At 68.2% G+C, this 14,427-nt stretch carries 11 protein-coding genes; 4 read left to right on the forward strand and 7 right to left on the reverse strand.

The window, feature by feature from the left end; translation table 11 throughout:
- Positions 1 to 208: 208 nt before the first annotated feature.
- From O5O46_RS02045 to O5O46_RS02075, 7 genes are all read right to left on the reverse strand, one after another.
- Positions 209 to 1,237: an ABC transporter ATP-binding protein gene (locus tag O5O46_RS02045; protein WP_269853430.1), complete on the reverse strand. Its 1,029-nt coding sequence runs from the start codon at positions 1,235 to 1,237 to the stop codon at positions 209 to 211.
- On the reverse strand, positions 1,230 to 2,258 hold the full coding sequence (locus O5O46_RS02050) for an ABC transporter ATP-binding protein (protein ID WP_269853431.1): 1,029 nt from the start codon (positions 2,256 to 2,258) through the stop codon (positions 1,230 to 1,232). The genes O5O46_RS02045 and O5O46_RS02050 overlap by 8 nt, the downstream gene beginning before the upstream one ends.
- 12 nt (positions 2,259 to 2,270) lie before the next feature.
- Positions 2,271 to 3,203, reverse strand: coding sequence for an ABC transporter permease (locus O5O46_RS02055; RefSeq protein ID WP_269853432.1), 933 nt, complete (start codon positions 3,201 to 3,203; stop codon positions 2,271 to 2,273).
- The gene (locus O5O46_RS02060) at positions 3,196 to 4,119 is read right to left on the reverse strand and encodes an ABC transporter permease (protein WP_269853433.1); all 924 of its coding nucleotides are present in this window, start codon (positions 4,117 to 4,119) and stop codon (positions 3,196 to 3,198) included. Before O5O46_RS02060 ends, O5O46_RS02055 begins: the two co-directional genes overlap by 8 nt.
- A 123-nt stretch (positions 4,120 to 4,242) precedes the next feature.
- Complete coding sequence (locus tag O5O46_RS02065) at positions 4,243 to 5,865, reverse strand: peptide ABC transporter substrate-binding protein (RefSeq protein WP_269853434.1); 1,623 nt, start codon at positions 5,863 to 5,865, stop codon at positions 4,243 to 4,245.
- Between the two features lie 444 nt (positions 5,866 to 6,309).
- Positions 6,310 to 8,214, reverse strand: coding sequence for a translational GTPase TypA (gene typA, locus O5O46_RS02070; RefSeq protein ID WP_269853435.1), 1,905 nt, complete (start codon positions 8,212 to 8,214; stop codon positions 6,310 to 6,312).
- 154 nt (positions 8,215 to 8,368) lie between these two features.
- Entirely contained in the window at positions 8,369 to 10,141 is a 1,773-nt protein-coding gene (locus O5O46_RS02075) for an ABC transporter family substrate-binding protein (protein ID WP_269853436.1), read from the reverse strand.
- Positions 10,142 to 10,402: 261 nt separating this feature from the next.
- Between O5O46_RS02075 and O5O46_RS02080 the strand changes: the two genes are divergently transcribed.
- The 4 genes from O5O46_RS02080 (at position 10,403) to O5O46_RS02095 (ending at position 14,374) form a co-directional block, all read left to right on the forward strand.
- Positions 10,403 to 10,708, forward strand: a complete 306-nt coding sequence (locus O5O46_RS02080) for a hypothetical protein (RefSeq protein WP_269853437.1) — start codon at positions 10,403 to 10,405, stop codon at positions 10,706 to 10,708.
- A 64-nt stretch (positions 10,709 to 10,772) separates the two neighbouring features.
- Positions 10,773 to 11,594: a hypothetical protein gene (locus tag O5O46_RS02085; protein WP_269853438.1), complete on the forward strand. Its 822-nt coding sequence runs from the start codon at positions 10,773 to 10,775 to the stop codon at positions 11,592 to 11,594.
- A 45-nt stretch (positions 11,595 to 11,639) separates the two neighbouring features.
- Entirely contained in the window at positions 11,640 to 13,583 is a 1,944-nt protein-coding gene (locus O5O46_RS02090) for a fumarate reductase/succinate dehydrogenase flavoprotein subunit (RefSeq protein WP_269853439.1), read from the forward strand.
- Positions 13,580 to 14,374: a succinate dehydrogenase/fumarate reductase iron-sulfur subunit gene (locus tag O5O46_RS02095; protein ID WP_269853440.1), complete on the forward strand. Its 795-nt coding sequence runs from the start codon at positions 13,580 to 13,582 to the stop codon at positions 14,372 to 14,374. Before O5O46_RS02090 ends, O5O46_RS02095 begins: the two co-directional genes overlap by 4 nt.
- Positions 14,375 to 14,427 lie beyond the last annotated feature (53 nt).

Genomic DNA, 14,427 nt, shown 5'->3' on the forward strand with positions numbered 1-14,427 from the left:
CGCAGGGCACGGAGAGAGGGGGCCACCCCGCGGGCCGAGTCCTACCCGTCCACCAGTGCGTCCGGCGACCACCGTCCCGCAGCATCCGAAGCTCCGGCAGGACGGTGTTCGCGTTGGTGTCCAACACCTGGGCGCCCAAGCCAGGCTCAAAACGCCGATGAGGGCGCCCCCCTGTCGGGGAGCGCCCTCATCTCCGGTCGGGTACGGCTCAGGCCGCGCCGACCACGTCCTTCTCCTCCGCGAAGTGGCAGGCGCTCTCGTGCGCGGCGGGTGAGTCGACGTTCTTGAACCGTTCCGGGATCGCCAGCAGCGGCGTCTCGGTGGCGCACTTGTCCTGTGCCTTCCAGCACCGGGTGCGGAACCGGCAGCCGGACGGCGGATTGGCCGGGGACGGCACGTCGCCGGTCAGGATGATCCGCTCGCGGTGCTCACGGGACTCCGGGTCCGGCACGGGCACCGCGGACAGCAGCGCCTGGGTGTACGGGTGGGTCGGGTGCTCGTAGATCTGCTCGTCGTCGCCGATCTCCACCATCTTGCCCAGGTACATCACGCCGACGCGGTCGGAGATGTGCCGGACGATGGACAGGTCGTGCGCGATGAACATGTACGACAGGTCGAACTCCTTCTGGAGCCTGCCCATCAGGTTGATGACCTGTGCCTGCACGGAGACGTCCAGCGCCGAGACCGGCTCGTCGCAGATGATGATCTCCGGGTTGAGCGCCAACCCCCGTGCGATACCGATACGTTGCCGCTGGCCGCCGGAGAACTGGTGCGGATACCGGTTGATGTACTCCGGGTTCAGCCCGACCACGTCCAGCAGGTCCTGGACCTTCCTGCGGCGGTCACCCTTCGGCGCCACCTCGGGATGGATCTCGAACGGCTCACCGATGATGTCGCCGACCGTCATCCGGGGATTCAGGGACGTGTACGGGTCCTGGAACACCATCTGGATGTTCCGCCGCACCGCCTTGAGCGCCTTGCCGGACAGCCTGGTGATGTCCTCGCCCTTGTAGAGCACCTGGCCGGAGGTGGCCCGCTCCAGGTTCATCAGCAGCTTGGCCACCGTCGACTTGCCGCAGCCCGACTCGCCCACGATGCCGAGCGTCTCACCGCGGTACAGGTCGAAGCTGACTCCGTCGACGGCCTTGACCGCGCCGATCTGCTTCTTGACGATGATGCCCTGGGTCAGCGGGAAGTGCTTGACCAGGTCCCGCACTTCGAGAATGGCCTCAGCCATCGAGGGTCTCCTTCCAGAAGTGGCAGGCGCTGGCCCGCGTGTCGCTCACGGCCGCCAGCGGCGGAACGTCCGTACGGCAGACGTCCTGCGCCATCGGGCAGCGCGGGTTGAACGCACAACCCGACGGAATCCGCAGCAGGTTGGGCGGCAGGCCCTTGATCGCGTACAGCTCCTGGCCCTTCTGGTCCAGGCGCGGGATCGAGTCCAGCAGGCCCTTGGTGTAGGGGTGGGCCGGGGCCTTGTAGATCTCGTGCACCGGAGCGGTCTCCACGATCCGGCCCGCGTACATCACCGCGATCTTGTCGGCGACGTCCGCGACCACACCGAGGTCATGGGTGATCAGGATCAGGCCCATGTGCATCTCGCGCTGCAACTCCGCGAGCAGTTCCATGACCTGGGCCTGCACGGTGACGTCCAGCGCGGTGGTGGGCTCGTCCGCGATGATCAGGTCCGGCTCCAGGGCCATCGCCATCGCGATCATGATGCGCTGCCGCATACCGCCGGAGAACTGGTGCGGATAGTCCCCCACCCGCTCCTTCGCCGCCGGAATGCGCACCCGGTCCATCAGCTCGATCGCCTTGGCCTTGGCGTCCTTCTTGGACAGGCCCTGGTGCACCCGGAACATCTCGCCGAGCTGGTAGCCCACGCTGAGCACGGGGTTGAGCGCGGACAGCGCGTCCTGGAAGATCATCGCGATCTTCTGACCGCGGATCTTGCGGCGCTCCTCGGCGGACATCTTGAGCATGTCCTGGCCGCGGAAGAAGATCTCGCCCTTCGGGATCCGGCCCGGGGGCATGTCCAGGATGCCCATGACGGCCTGCGCGGTCACCGACTTGCCGGAGCCCGACTCACCGAGCACGGCCAGCGTCTCACCGGCGTTCACCGAGTAGTTGACGCCGTTGACGGCCTTGGCCACCCCGTCCCGGGTGTGGAACTCGACGTGCAGGTCGCGTACTTCGAGCAGCGGCGCGGTGCCGGTGGCGCCCGTCTGCTCGGGACCAGCCTTCTCCATAATGGTCATGGCGACGCCTCCTCAGCGCAGCTTGGGATCGAGGGCGTCGCGCACCGCGTCGCCGAGCATGATGAACGCGAGCACCGTGATGCTCAGCGCCCCCGCGGGCCACAGCAGCATGTGCGGAGCGTTGCGGATCATCGTCGAGGCCTGGGAGATGTCGATGCCCCAGGAGACGGTCGGCGGCTTGAGGCCCACACCGAGGAACGACAGCGTCGCCTCAAGCGAGATGTACGTACCCAGTGCGATGGTGGCCACCACGATCACCGGAGCGAGCGCGTTGGGCGCGATGTGCCGCAACAGCATCCGTCCACTGCTGGCGCCGAGGGCGCGCGCGGCCTGTACGTAGTCCTGCTGCTTCGCGGTGATCACCGCGCCGCGGGCGATACGGGCGATCTGCGGCCAGCCCAGCAGCACCATGAAGGCGACCACGGTGGTGATCGAACCGCCCTTGATCACCGACAGGAAGACCACACCGCCGAGCAGGATCGGGATGCCGAAGAAGATGTCGCTGATCCGGGAGAGGATCGCGTCCCACCAGCCGCCGTAGAACCCGGCGAGACCGCCGAGCACGGAGCCGAGGATGGTCGCGCCCAGGGTGGTGAAGATGCCGACCGCGACCGAGGCGCGAGCGCCGTAGATGGTGCGGGCGTACACGTCGCAGCCCTGGGTGTCGAAGCCGAACGGGTGCCCGCCGGTCGGCCCGAGCTGCGACTTGCTCAGGTCGCACGCGTACGGGCTGGTGCTGGTCATCAGGCTCGGCCAGAGCGAGATGACGATCAGGAAGAGGATCAGCAGCGAGGAGACGTAGAAGATCGGCTTGCGGCGCAGGTCGTGCCACGCGTCGTTCCACAGGCTGCGCGGTGCGTCGCGCTGCGCCGGGGTGACGGCGGCGACCGCGTCGAGCGTCGTCGCTTCCTGGTCCTTCACCGTGGAGTTGGTGGTGTCAGGCATACCGGATCCTCGGGTCCAGGACCGCGTACAGCAGGTCGACGAGCAGGTTGGCGGCGAGGAAGACCAACACCAGGACGGTGACGAAGCCGACCACGGTGGGCGGGTTCTGGCGCAGGATGCCCTGGTAGAGCTGGAAGCCGACGCCCTTGACGTTGAAGATCCGCTCGGTCACGACGGCGCCCGCCATCAGGTTGCCGATGTCGGTGCCGAGGAAGGTGACCACCGGGATCAGGGAGTTGCGCAGCAGATGGGTCGTGACCACCCTGCGGCGCGGCATGCCCTTGGCCACCGCGGTGCGGATGTAGTCGGCGCGGGAGTTCTCCGCGACCGAGGTACGGGTGAGTCGGGCCACGTACGCCAGTGAGACACCGGCCAGCACGATGCCCGGCAGGATCAGGTCGCCGAACGGAGCGCCGTCGGCCACCGCCGGGTTGGCCAACTGCCACTTGACGGCGACGAAGTACTGCAGCAGGTAGCCGGTGACGAAGACCGGGATGGAGATCATCAGCAGCGTGAAGCCCAGTACGCCGGTGTCGGCGAACCGTCCGCGGCGCATGCCGGCCAGCAGGCCGAGTGCGATGCCGAAGATGCCCTCGATGGCGAACGCCACCAGCGTCAGCCGGAGCGTCACCGGGAAGGCACTGCTCATGAGTTGGGTGACGGGTTGGCCGTCGAAGGCGGTGCCGAAGTCGCCCTGGAGGATCTGCCCCATGTAGTGCAGATACTGCTGCCACAGCGGGTGGTCGAGGTAAAGCTGGTGCCTGATCATGGCCGCCGTCGCGGGGTCCGGTGCTCTGTCGCCGAACATGGCGGCCACCGGGTCGCCGAGCGCGTAGACCATGACGAAGATCAAAAGTGTGGTTCCGAGAAAGACCGGAACCATCTGGAGCAGTCGCCGGATGACGTAGCGCCCCATCTGCCCTCCAGGGATCGGGTACGCGGCAGCAGGGCCTCGTGGGCCCGGCTGCCGCGCACACCGCGTGCGGTTTGCTGTGGATTCCCCCGTGCGCCGCCTTGGCGGAGACGCCGTGTTACCAGGTCACTTGACGGTGATGTTGTAGAAGACCGGGTAGCTGAACGGGTTCTCGGTCACGTTCGAGACGCGGTCGGACCAGGCGACGCCACCGTTCTGGTACCACAGCGGGATCGACGGCATGTCGTTGACGAGCAGCTTCTCTGCCTGCTGGTACAGCGCCACGGACTTGGCCTTGTCCGGCTCGGCCTCGGCCTGGCTGATCAGCTTGTCGAAGTCGGGGTTGGCGTACTGCGAGTCGTTCGAGCTGGCGCCGGTGCCCCACAGCGGCTGCAGGAAGTCGTCGATCAGCGGGTAGTCCATCTGCCAACCGGCGCGGAACGGGTTGATCATCTGCTTCTGCGTGATCTGGTTGCGGAAGTCCGCGAAGGTGCCGACCGGGTTGCCGAGGCAGGCCTGGGTGCCCAGCGCGTTGTTGATGCTGTTGCAGACCGCGTCGACCCATTCCTTGTGGGAGCCGGTGTCGGCGTTGTACGAGATGGTGAACTTGCCACCCGGGATGCCGCCGCCCTCCTTGATGAGCTCCTTGGCCTTCGCCGGGTCGTACTTGCAGACGTCACCGCAGATGTCGGTGCTGTAACCACCGGCCGAGCCGAGCACCGGCGAGGTGAAGTCGGTGGCCGGGGTGCGGGTGCCCTGGAAGATCTTCTGGGTGATCGAGGCACGGTCGATCGCCATGGAGATGCCCTGGCGGACCTTCTCCATGCCCTTGGCGCCCCAGGTCTTCTGGTTCAGCGGGAAGGTGATGGCCTGGTTGATGCCGGCCGGGAGGTTCTGGTAGCGCCCCGCCATGTCGTTCTTGACGTGCGGGATGTCGGACGCCGGGATGGAGTCGTCCACGTCCAGCTGGCCGGCCTGCAGGTCCGCGTACGCGGTGTTCTCGTCGGTGTAGACCTTGAGCAGGACACCCTTGTTCTTCGGCTTCTCCGCACCGGTGTAGTACGGGTTCGGGACGAGCTTCATGCTCTGGCCCTTGCTGTACGACACGATCTTGTACGGGCCGTTGCCGACCGGCTGCTGGAGCCACTTGGCGTGGTCGGTGAAGAACGACTTCGGCAGCGGGGCGAACGCCTTGTAGCCGAGGCTGTCCGGCCAGGCCGAGAACTTCTGGGTGAGCTTGACCGTGAAGGTGAGGTTGTCAACGACCTTCAGGCCGGACATGGTCTTCGCGGTCGGCTGGCCCTTGTCCGGGTGGACCTGGCTGTAGCCCTCGATGTTGCCGAAGAACGAGGCGTCCTTCTGGGCGTTGGTCAGCAGCGCGCCGTAGTTCCAGGCGTCCACGAAGGAGCTGGCGGTGACCGGGGTGCCGTCGGAGAACTTCAGGCCCGGCTTCACCTTGATGGTGAAGGTCTGCTGGTCGGTCGAGGTGATGGAGTCGGCCGCGGCCAGGTAGGCCTGGGAGTTCTTGGGGTCGTACTCCTTGAGGTCGCTGAAGATCATGTCCAGGACCTTGCCGCCGTTCACCTCATTGGTGTTGGCGGGCTCAAGCGGGTTCTGCGGGTCACCCCACCAGGCGCGGACCACGCCATCCTCTGCGCCGCTGCTGCTGCTACCACCGCCACAGGCGGTGGCGGTCAGGGCGATGGCTATCGCCCCGATGACCATGGTGGCGCTCTTGGCTCCGCGCATGGGTAAGCCTCCTCACAGGCGTTCACAATCACTACGTGAAAGGAGGGCCGGTCCCCAGCTGACACCCCTGACAGCGGAAGGCGGCTCTCCATGCTCGTGAGTCGGCGCTCCCCATCAGCGCGTGACCCATTGACCCGAGCTCAATGCGTCCAACTATCGGACATGTTGGGCCTGGCACCAACATGCAAATGGTCTCGCTTTGATCACACCTGGCGTTAACAGCCCCGCAATCTTGGACATATGGAACATAGACAGACACCCGCGAAACGGACTGTTCACACAACTTCCGGGCGCGCCGTTCGCTATACGGACATGGAAAGCCCGGATCACACCATGAAAAACGGGGCGTTGGAGTCCAATGACTCCAACGCCCCGTCCGATATCCGAACGCGAGGGAAGGTGCCCGGGAAATCCCCGGAAAGCCCGCCAACCCCAGTGTGAGCGTTACCGCTTGGCGCGGGACGCGGCGCGGCCGCGCTCCTTCTGGTCGAGGACGACCTTGCGGATGCGGACCGCCTCCGGGGTCACCTCGACGCACTCGTCGTCGCGGCAGAACTCCAGGGACTGCTCAAGCGACAGCTTGCGCGGCGGGACGATCGACTCGGTCACGTCAGCGGTCGACGACCGCATGTTGGTGAGCTTCTTCTCCTTGGTGATGTTGACGTCCATGTCGTCGGAGCGCGAGTTCTCGCCGACGATCATGCCCTCGTACACCTCGGTGCCCGGCTCCGTGAACAGCACGCCGCGCTCCTGGAGGTTGGTCATCGCGAAGGCGGTGACGGCACCGGCCCGGTCGGCCACCAGCGAGCCGTTGTTGCGGGTCGTCAGCTGGCCGAACCACGGCTCGTGGCCCTCGTGGATGGAGTGGGCGATGCCGGTGCCGCGGGTCTGGGTCAGGAACTCCGTGCGGAAGCCGATCAGACCGCGGGACGGGACGACGAACTCCATGCGGACCCAGCCGGAGCCGTGGTTGGACATGTTGTCCATACGGCCCTTGCGGACGCCCATGAGCTGGGTGACGGCGCCCATGTGCTCCTCGGGCACGTCGATGGTCAGGCGCTCGACGGGCTCGTAGACCTTGCCGTCGACCTCCTTGGTGACGACCTGCGGCTTGCCGACGGTCAGCTCGTAGCCCTCGCGGCGCATGGTCTCCACGAGGATGGCCAGCGCCAGCTCGCCACGGCCCTGGACCTCCCAGGCGTCGGGGCGGTCGGTGTCCAGCACGCGCAGCGAGACGTTGCCGATCAGCTCGCGGTCCAGGCGGTCCTTGACCTGGCGGGCGGTGACCTTGCGGTCCTTGACGGCCGCCTTGTTGTCGGCGCCCTTGCCGGAGCCACCACGGCCGACCAGCGGGGAGGTGTTGGTGCCGATGGTCATGGAGATCGCCGGCTCGTCCACCGTGATCAGCGGCAGGGCGACCGGGTTCTCCGGGTCGGCCAGGGTCTCGCCGATCATGATGTCCGGGATGCCCGCGACGGCGCAGATGTCGCCCGGCCCGGCCTTCTCGGCGGGCTTGCGGGTGAGCGCCTCGGTCATCATCAGCTCGGTGATGCGGACGTTCTGGACGGTGCCGTCACGCTTGATCCAGGCGACGGTCTGCCCCTTCTTCAGCTCGCCCTGCTCGACGCGGAGCAGCGCGATACGGCCGAGGAAGTTGTCGGCGTCGAGGTTGGTGACGTGCGCCTGCAGCGGCGCGTCCTCCTCGTACGTCGGGGCCGGGATGTGCTCCAGGATCGTGGAGAAGAACGGCTCCAGGCTGGTGGAGTCGGCGGGGACGGTGCCGTCCTCCGGCTTGGTCAGCGAGGCGATGCCGTCACGGCCGCAGGCGTAGACGATCGGGAACTCGATCTGGTCCTCGTCGGCGTCCAGGTCGAGGAAGAGGTCGTAGGTCTCGTTGACGACCTCGTCGATCCGGGAGTCCGGGCGGTCCGTCTTGTTGATGCACAAGATGACCGGCATCCGCTTGGCGAGCGCCTTGCGCAAGACGAAGCGGGTCTGCGGCAGCGGGCCCTCGGACGCGTCGACGAGCAGCACCACGCCGTCGACCATCGACAGACCGCGCTCGACCTCGCCGCCGAAGTCGGCGTGGCCGGGGGTGTCGATGATGTTGATGGTGATCGGCTCGCCACCGCCCTTGGGGTGGTACTTCACGGCCGTGTTCTTGGCCAGGATCGTGATGCCCTTCTCACGCTCCAGGTCGTTCGAGTCCATGACCCGGTCGTCGACGGAGTCGAGCTGATGGGCGGCGAAGGCGCCAGCCTGCTTGAGCATGGCGTCGACGATGGTCGTCTTACCGTGGTCGACGTGGGCGACGATGGCAACGTTACGGATGTCGTGGCGCGTGGGCATACTGGGGCGCTTCTCCCGGATTCGTGGATGGCGGCGCGTCCGGTCCGGTACGCGCGCCCGCCGGGCAACATCACGCCGCGGCCTTACCCCCATGGTACGGGGCGCGGGCGAAAGCGTCCGCCTGGGCGATCTCGGAGCGCCCTCGGGCGGACGCTCAGCGGCGGAAGCCGATGTTCTGGTAGCGCGGGGTCTGGAAGCCGAACGCGCCCACGTTGGCGACCCTGATGCTCTGGGCGACCAGTTGGGGGCGCTGGTAGAGCGGGATGGAGCCCGCGGCGGCCCAGATCCTGGCGTCGGCCCGCCTGGTCAGGTCGGCCGCCTTGCCGGGGTTGAGTTCGGCCCCCGCCTGGTCCAGCAGCCGGTCGATCAGGTCGGTGCCCACCCGGGCGTAGTTCTGCTGGACGACCAGCGAGCCGTCCGCGCCCGGCTCCGGCTTGGCGTAGATCGGGCGCGCGTCGGTGGCCGGGAAGGCGGTGCCGGGCCAGGAGTACAGGGCCAGGTCGAAGTCGCCGGAGGCGATCTGGTCCTGGAAGAAGCTGCTGTCCGCGACCTTGGTGATCTGGCTGCGCACCCCGATGCCGGCCAGCATGTGCGCGATGCGGTCGCCGACCGCGCCGAGCGTGGCGTCGTGCTGCGGCAGCACGAACTGGAGGGTCAGCGGATGTCCGGACCGGTCGGTGCGCAGGGTGCTGGGTTCCACGGTCTCGGTCCGCGCGACCTTGCCGCCGCCCGGCGGCGGGGCGGCCGGGTGGGCGTGCCCGGGGCCGGGCGCGGCGGCGTTCTGCGCGCTGTTCGCCTTGCCGGGCTGCCATCCGGCGTCGGCCAGCAGGGCCTGGGCGGTCTTCACGTCGGGGCCGCCGATCGCCGAGCTGTTGTCCTGGTAGCCGTCCTGTGACGCCAGCACCAGGTGGTTGCCGAGCGGCGCGGTGGGCAGCCCGGCCGGGCGCAGCACCTGCTGGGCGATGGCCTTGCGGTCGATCGCCCGGGCCACCGCCCGCCGAACCCGCTCGTCGGCTAGTGGACCGCTGCCGCCGTTCAGCGTGAGCTGGGTGTACGAGGCGTCCAGGGCGCGGTGCACCGCGAGCCGCCGGTCCCGGGTTACCGCGCCGAGCGCCTCCGGGCTCACCTCTGCCACGTCGACGCTGCCGGCGGCCAGGGCGGCGGCCCGGCGTGCGCTGGGCACCGCGGTGAACACCAGCCGGTCCAGCTTGGCCGGCTCGCCCCACCACCGGGGGTCGCGGGCCAGTGTCACGGTGCCGCCCTTGGCGTTCACCGACTGGACCGAGAACGGGCCCGCGGTCACCGGGAGCGCGGCGCGGCTGCCGTCGTTGAAGGCGTCCGGGGTGCCGGTGACCGCCTTGGGGTACAGCGGTGTGAACAGGGACCGCCAGGTCGCCATCGGGCGGCTGAAGGTGACCTTGATCTCGTGGGCGTCCGCGCCGCGCCGTACGTCGGAGACGCGGTCGTAGCCGTCGTTGTGCGCGCTCCAGTACGCGGAGTTGGTTCCGTTCAGCGCCTTCCACTGGGCGGCGAAGTCGTCGGCGGTGATAGCCCGGCCGTCGCTCCAGGCCGCCTTGGGGTTGAGCTTGTACACCACGACCTGCGGTGACCTGCTGACCACCGCCGCCGACTCCAGGTAGTCCGGGTCGCGCTGTGGTCGGCCGCGGCCGTCCACGGTGAACAGCGCCGGCAGTACCGCGCCCGCGACCCGGGCGGTCTGCGGGTCGGCGGCGGCCTGGAAGGTGTTGAGCGTGCCGGGGACCGCGTCCACCGCCCAGCGCAGCGTGCCGCCGTCGCGAACCGAGGAGCGGGCGACGGAGGCGACGTCGACGGCGGAGGCGGCGGTTCCGGAGGAGGCCGAGCAGCCGGCCGCCGCGGCGCTCGCCACGACGACCAGGGCGATGGTTCCGACCGCGGTGCGGGACATCGTGGCTACCTCCGGGGGACTCCCGAGCGCTTATCTCGTTTGCCGCTTATCGCACCTACTGAAGGTGATGGCGCCCGGGCGGCCGGTCCGACACGGCGTCGGGGACGGCGAAGGCCACCTTTGTGGCCTAGCCGAGCGCCTGCCACCCCTCGCGGGAAAACGCAAGACCCCGACGGAGCGGATACCGTCTTCACAAGCGCGCCTGTGACGCGCGACACTTTCTGGGGCAACCCGCGCGAACGCGCAACGGAGGTGCTGTCCATGTCCCTACAGGATGAGCTCACTGCCACCCAGCGACGCCTTGACGACCTTGACCGCTGCCTGACCACGCTGGAGCAGCATGTCGGGCAGAGCATCGACATGCGGCGGGTCCGGGCCGACGCCAACCATCTGCGGGAGGACCTGGCGTTGCTGCGCGACAGCGCTCCGGCCTCCAGGACCGGGCCGTCCGGTCAGTCGAAGGCCGCCCAGCAGATGATCACCGTCCCGGACGCCCCGTACGACCCGAACCTGTGGCGTGACTCCGACGACGAGGGCCTGGGCGCCCGCGACCGGCACGCCCCCTAGCCCCCCAGCACGGCACACCGTGAGGCGAACCCGGTAAGCCACCCACCTCGCCGGAGGCGACCCGTTGGCCACGACCGAGACAGCAGGACCCTCATCAGGCGGCGTGCACGCCCCCGGGCGTGCCGCGATCGCCGCGCGGCAGCTGCGCACCGACCGCTGGTGGCTGGCTCCCGCCGTCACCGCCACCGTGCTGACGGTGTTCGTCGTCTATTCGACGTGGCGGGCCTTCGCCAACGCCGACTACTACGCCGCGCCCTACGTGTCCCCGTACTACTCCCCCTGCATCGCGACCAACTGCGTGAACATGAGGGGGGGTGCGGACCTGCAGATCTTCGGGCCCTGGTGGGGGCTTTCGCCGGCGCTGCTGGTGCTGATCTTCCCGCTGGGATTCCGGTTGACCTGCTACTACTACCGCAAGGCGTACTACCGGGGATTCTGGGCCGCGCCGCCCGCGTGCGCGGTGGCCGAGCCGCACCGCAAGTACACCGGGGAGACGCGCTTTCCGCTGATCCTGCAGAACGTGCACCGCTACTTCTTCTACTTCGCGCTCGTCTTCGCGGTGATCCTGACCTATGACGCGGCGCTCGGGTTCCGGGACGCGGCCGGGCGCTGGGGCCATATGGGCCTGGGCACCCTGGTGTTGCTGGTGAACGTCGCGCTGATCTGGGTCTACACCCTGTCCTGCCACTCCTGCCGGCACGTCGTCGGCGGGCGGTTGAAGAACTTCTCCAAGCACCCGGTGCGCTATCGGATGTGGAGTTGGGTGGGGCGGCTGACGGCGCATCACATGGCACTGGCCTGGGGGTCCTTGGTGATGGTCGCGGTGGCCGACCTTTATGTGTACCTGGTCGCCAGCGGCGCGTTCACCGATCCGAAGTTCTTCTAGCGGGCAAGAGGTCGCCGGAAACCAGCGAAAGGGATGCGGCAGCACATGACGCAAGTCGAGCGGCACACCTATGACGTGGTGGTGGTCGGCGCGGGCGGAGCGGGGCTACGGGCCGCCATCGAGGCCCGGGAACAGGGCCTGCGCACCGCAGTGGTCTGCAAGTCCCTGTTCGGCAAGGCGCACACGGTGATGGCCGAGGGCGGAATCGCCGCCAGCATGGGGAACGCCAATCCGCGTGACAACTGGCAGGTGCACTTCCGGGACACCATGCGGGGCGGGAAGTTCCTCAACAACTGGCGGATGGCCGAGCTGCACGCCAAGGAAGCCCCGGACCGGGTGTGGGAGTTGGAGACCTGGGGTGCGCTGTTCGACCGCACGAAGGACGGCCGGATCTCCCAGCGCAATTTCGGCGGTCACGAGTATCCCCGGCTGGCGCACGTCGGCGACCGCACCGGTCTGGAACTCATCCGCACCCTCCAGCAGAAGATCGTCTCCCTCCAGCAGGAGGACCACAAGCGGTGCGGTGACTACGAGGACCGGCTGCGCGTCTTCCAGGAATGCACCGTCACCCGAGTGCTGAAGGACGGTGAGCGGGTTTCCGGGGTGTTCGGCTACGTAAGGGAGTCCGGGCGCTTCTTCGTCATCGAGGCGCCCGCCGTCGTACTGGCCACCGGTGGCATCGGCAAGTCCTTCAAGGTGACCTCCAATTCCTGGGAGTACACCGGGGACGGGCACGCGCTGGCGCTGCTGGCCGGGGCACCGCTGATCAACATGGAATTCGTGCAGTTCCATCCGACCGGAATGGTCTGGCCGCCGTCCGTGAAGGGAATCCTGGTCACCGAGTCGGTGCGCGGTGACGGCGGGGTACTGCGCAACAGCGACGGCAAGCGCTTCATGTTCGACTACGTTCCGGACGTCTTCAAGGAGAAGTACGCGCAGAGCGAGGAGGAGGCGGACGGCTGGTACACCGATCCGGACAACCACCGCCGCCCACCGGAACTGCTGCCCCGCGACGAGGTGGCCCGGGCCATCAACTCCGAGGTGAAGGCGGGGCGTTGCACTCCGCACGGTGGGGTGTTCCTGGACGTGTCGACCCGGCTGCCCGCCGAGGAGATCAGACGGCGGCTGCCGTCCATGCACCACCAGTTCAAGGAACTGGCGGATGTCGACATCACCGCCGAGCCCATGGAGGTCGGGCCGACCTGCCACTACGTGATGGGCGGGGTCGAGGTCGACCCGGACAGCGCGGCCGCGACCGGGGTTCCCGGGCTGTTCGCGGCGGGCGAGGTGGCCGGCGGAATGCACGGCTCCAACCGGCTGGGTGGCAACTCCCTGTCCGACCTGCTGGTGTTCGGCCGCCGGGCCGGGCTGCACGCCGCCGAGTACGCCGCCGGTTTGGACACCGACGGCCGCCCCCGGGTCTCCGCCGAGCAGGTGGACGCCGCGGCAGCCGAGGCACTGCGCCCGTTCAGCGTCGAGGGCGACGAGCCGGAGGCGGCCGGGGGCCCTGCGGAGAACCCGTACGCGCTGCACCAGGAGTTGCAGCAGACCATGAACGACCTGGTCGGCATCATCCGGCGGGCCCCTGAGATGACCGAGGCGCTGCGCCGCCTCGCCGGCCTGCGGCAGCGCTCCCGGCGGGCCGGGGTCGAGGGGCACCGCCAGTTCAACCCGGGCTGGCACCTGGCGATCGACCTGCGCAACATGCTGCTGGTGAGCGAGTGCGTGGCGCGCGCCGCGCTGGAGCGCACCGAAAGCCGCGGCGGCCACACCCGCGACGACTACCCGGAAATGGACCGCCGTTGGCGGAAGACCAATCTGGTCTGCGAACTCGCCGACCGCGACGGCGAACTGGCGGCGGTCGATCCCGCCGACGGCCAGATCAGGCTGACCCGGCGGGAGACGCCGCCGATCCGCGGCGATCTGCTCGGCCTTTTCGAAAAGGACGAGTTGCTCAAGTACCTCACGGACGAGGAGCTCGACACATGAGCGCAGCGCCTGGCCCGAAGGCCAACGGTTCCGTGTACACCGGTCGTTTCCGGGTGTGGCGCGGCGACGCGGACGGCGGCGAGTTGCGGGACTTCGACGTCGAGGTGCACGAGGGCGAGGTCGTCCTCGACATCATCCACCGGTTGCAGGCCACCCAGGCCAACGACCTCGCGGTGCGCTGGAACTGCAAGGCGGGCAAGTGCGGTTCGTGCAGCGCGGAGATCAACGGCCAGCCGCGGCTGATGTGCATGACGCGGATGTCGGTGTTCGCGCCGGACGAGACGGTGACCGTGACGCCGATGCGGACCTTTCCGGTGGTGCGCGACCTGGTGACCGATGTGTCGTTCAACTACACCAAGGCCAGGGAGGTTCCGTCGTTCGTCCCGCCGCCCGGACTGGGCCCCGGTGAATACCGGATGCAGCAGGAGGACGTGGGGCGTTCGCAGGAATTCCGCAAGTGCATCGAATGCTTCCTGTGCCAGAACACCTGCCATGTGGTGCGGGACCACGAGGAGAACAAGAAGGCGTTCGCCGGGCCGCGTTTCCTGATGCGGATCGCCGAACTGGACATGCATCCGCTGGACTCGGCCGACCAGTCGGGCCTGGACCGCAAGTCCGCCGCGCAGGAGGAACACGGGCTCGGTTACTGCAACATCACCAAGTGCTGTACCGAAGTGTGCCCGGAGAACATCAGGATCACCGACAACGCGCTGATTCCGCTCAAGGAACGGGCAGTGGATCGTAAATACGATCCACTGGTCTGGTTGGGGAACAGGATTCGTCGGCGCTGAGACGGGGTTCCAAGGTGCGGGCCGTGGGCCGTGTTGTGCCCATCCGTTTCCGC

Origin of the sequence: Streptomyces sp. RPT161 (genome assembly GCF_027533845.1) — a bacterium.
Taxonomy (GTDB): domain Bacteria; phylum Actinomycetota; class Actinomycetes; order Streptomycetales; family Streptomycetaceae; genus Streptantibioticus_A; species Streptantibioticus_A silvisoli_A.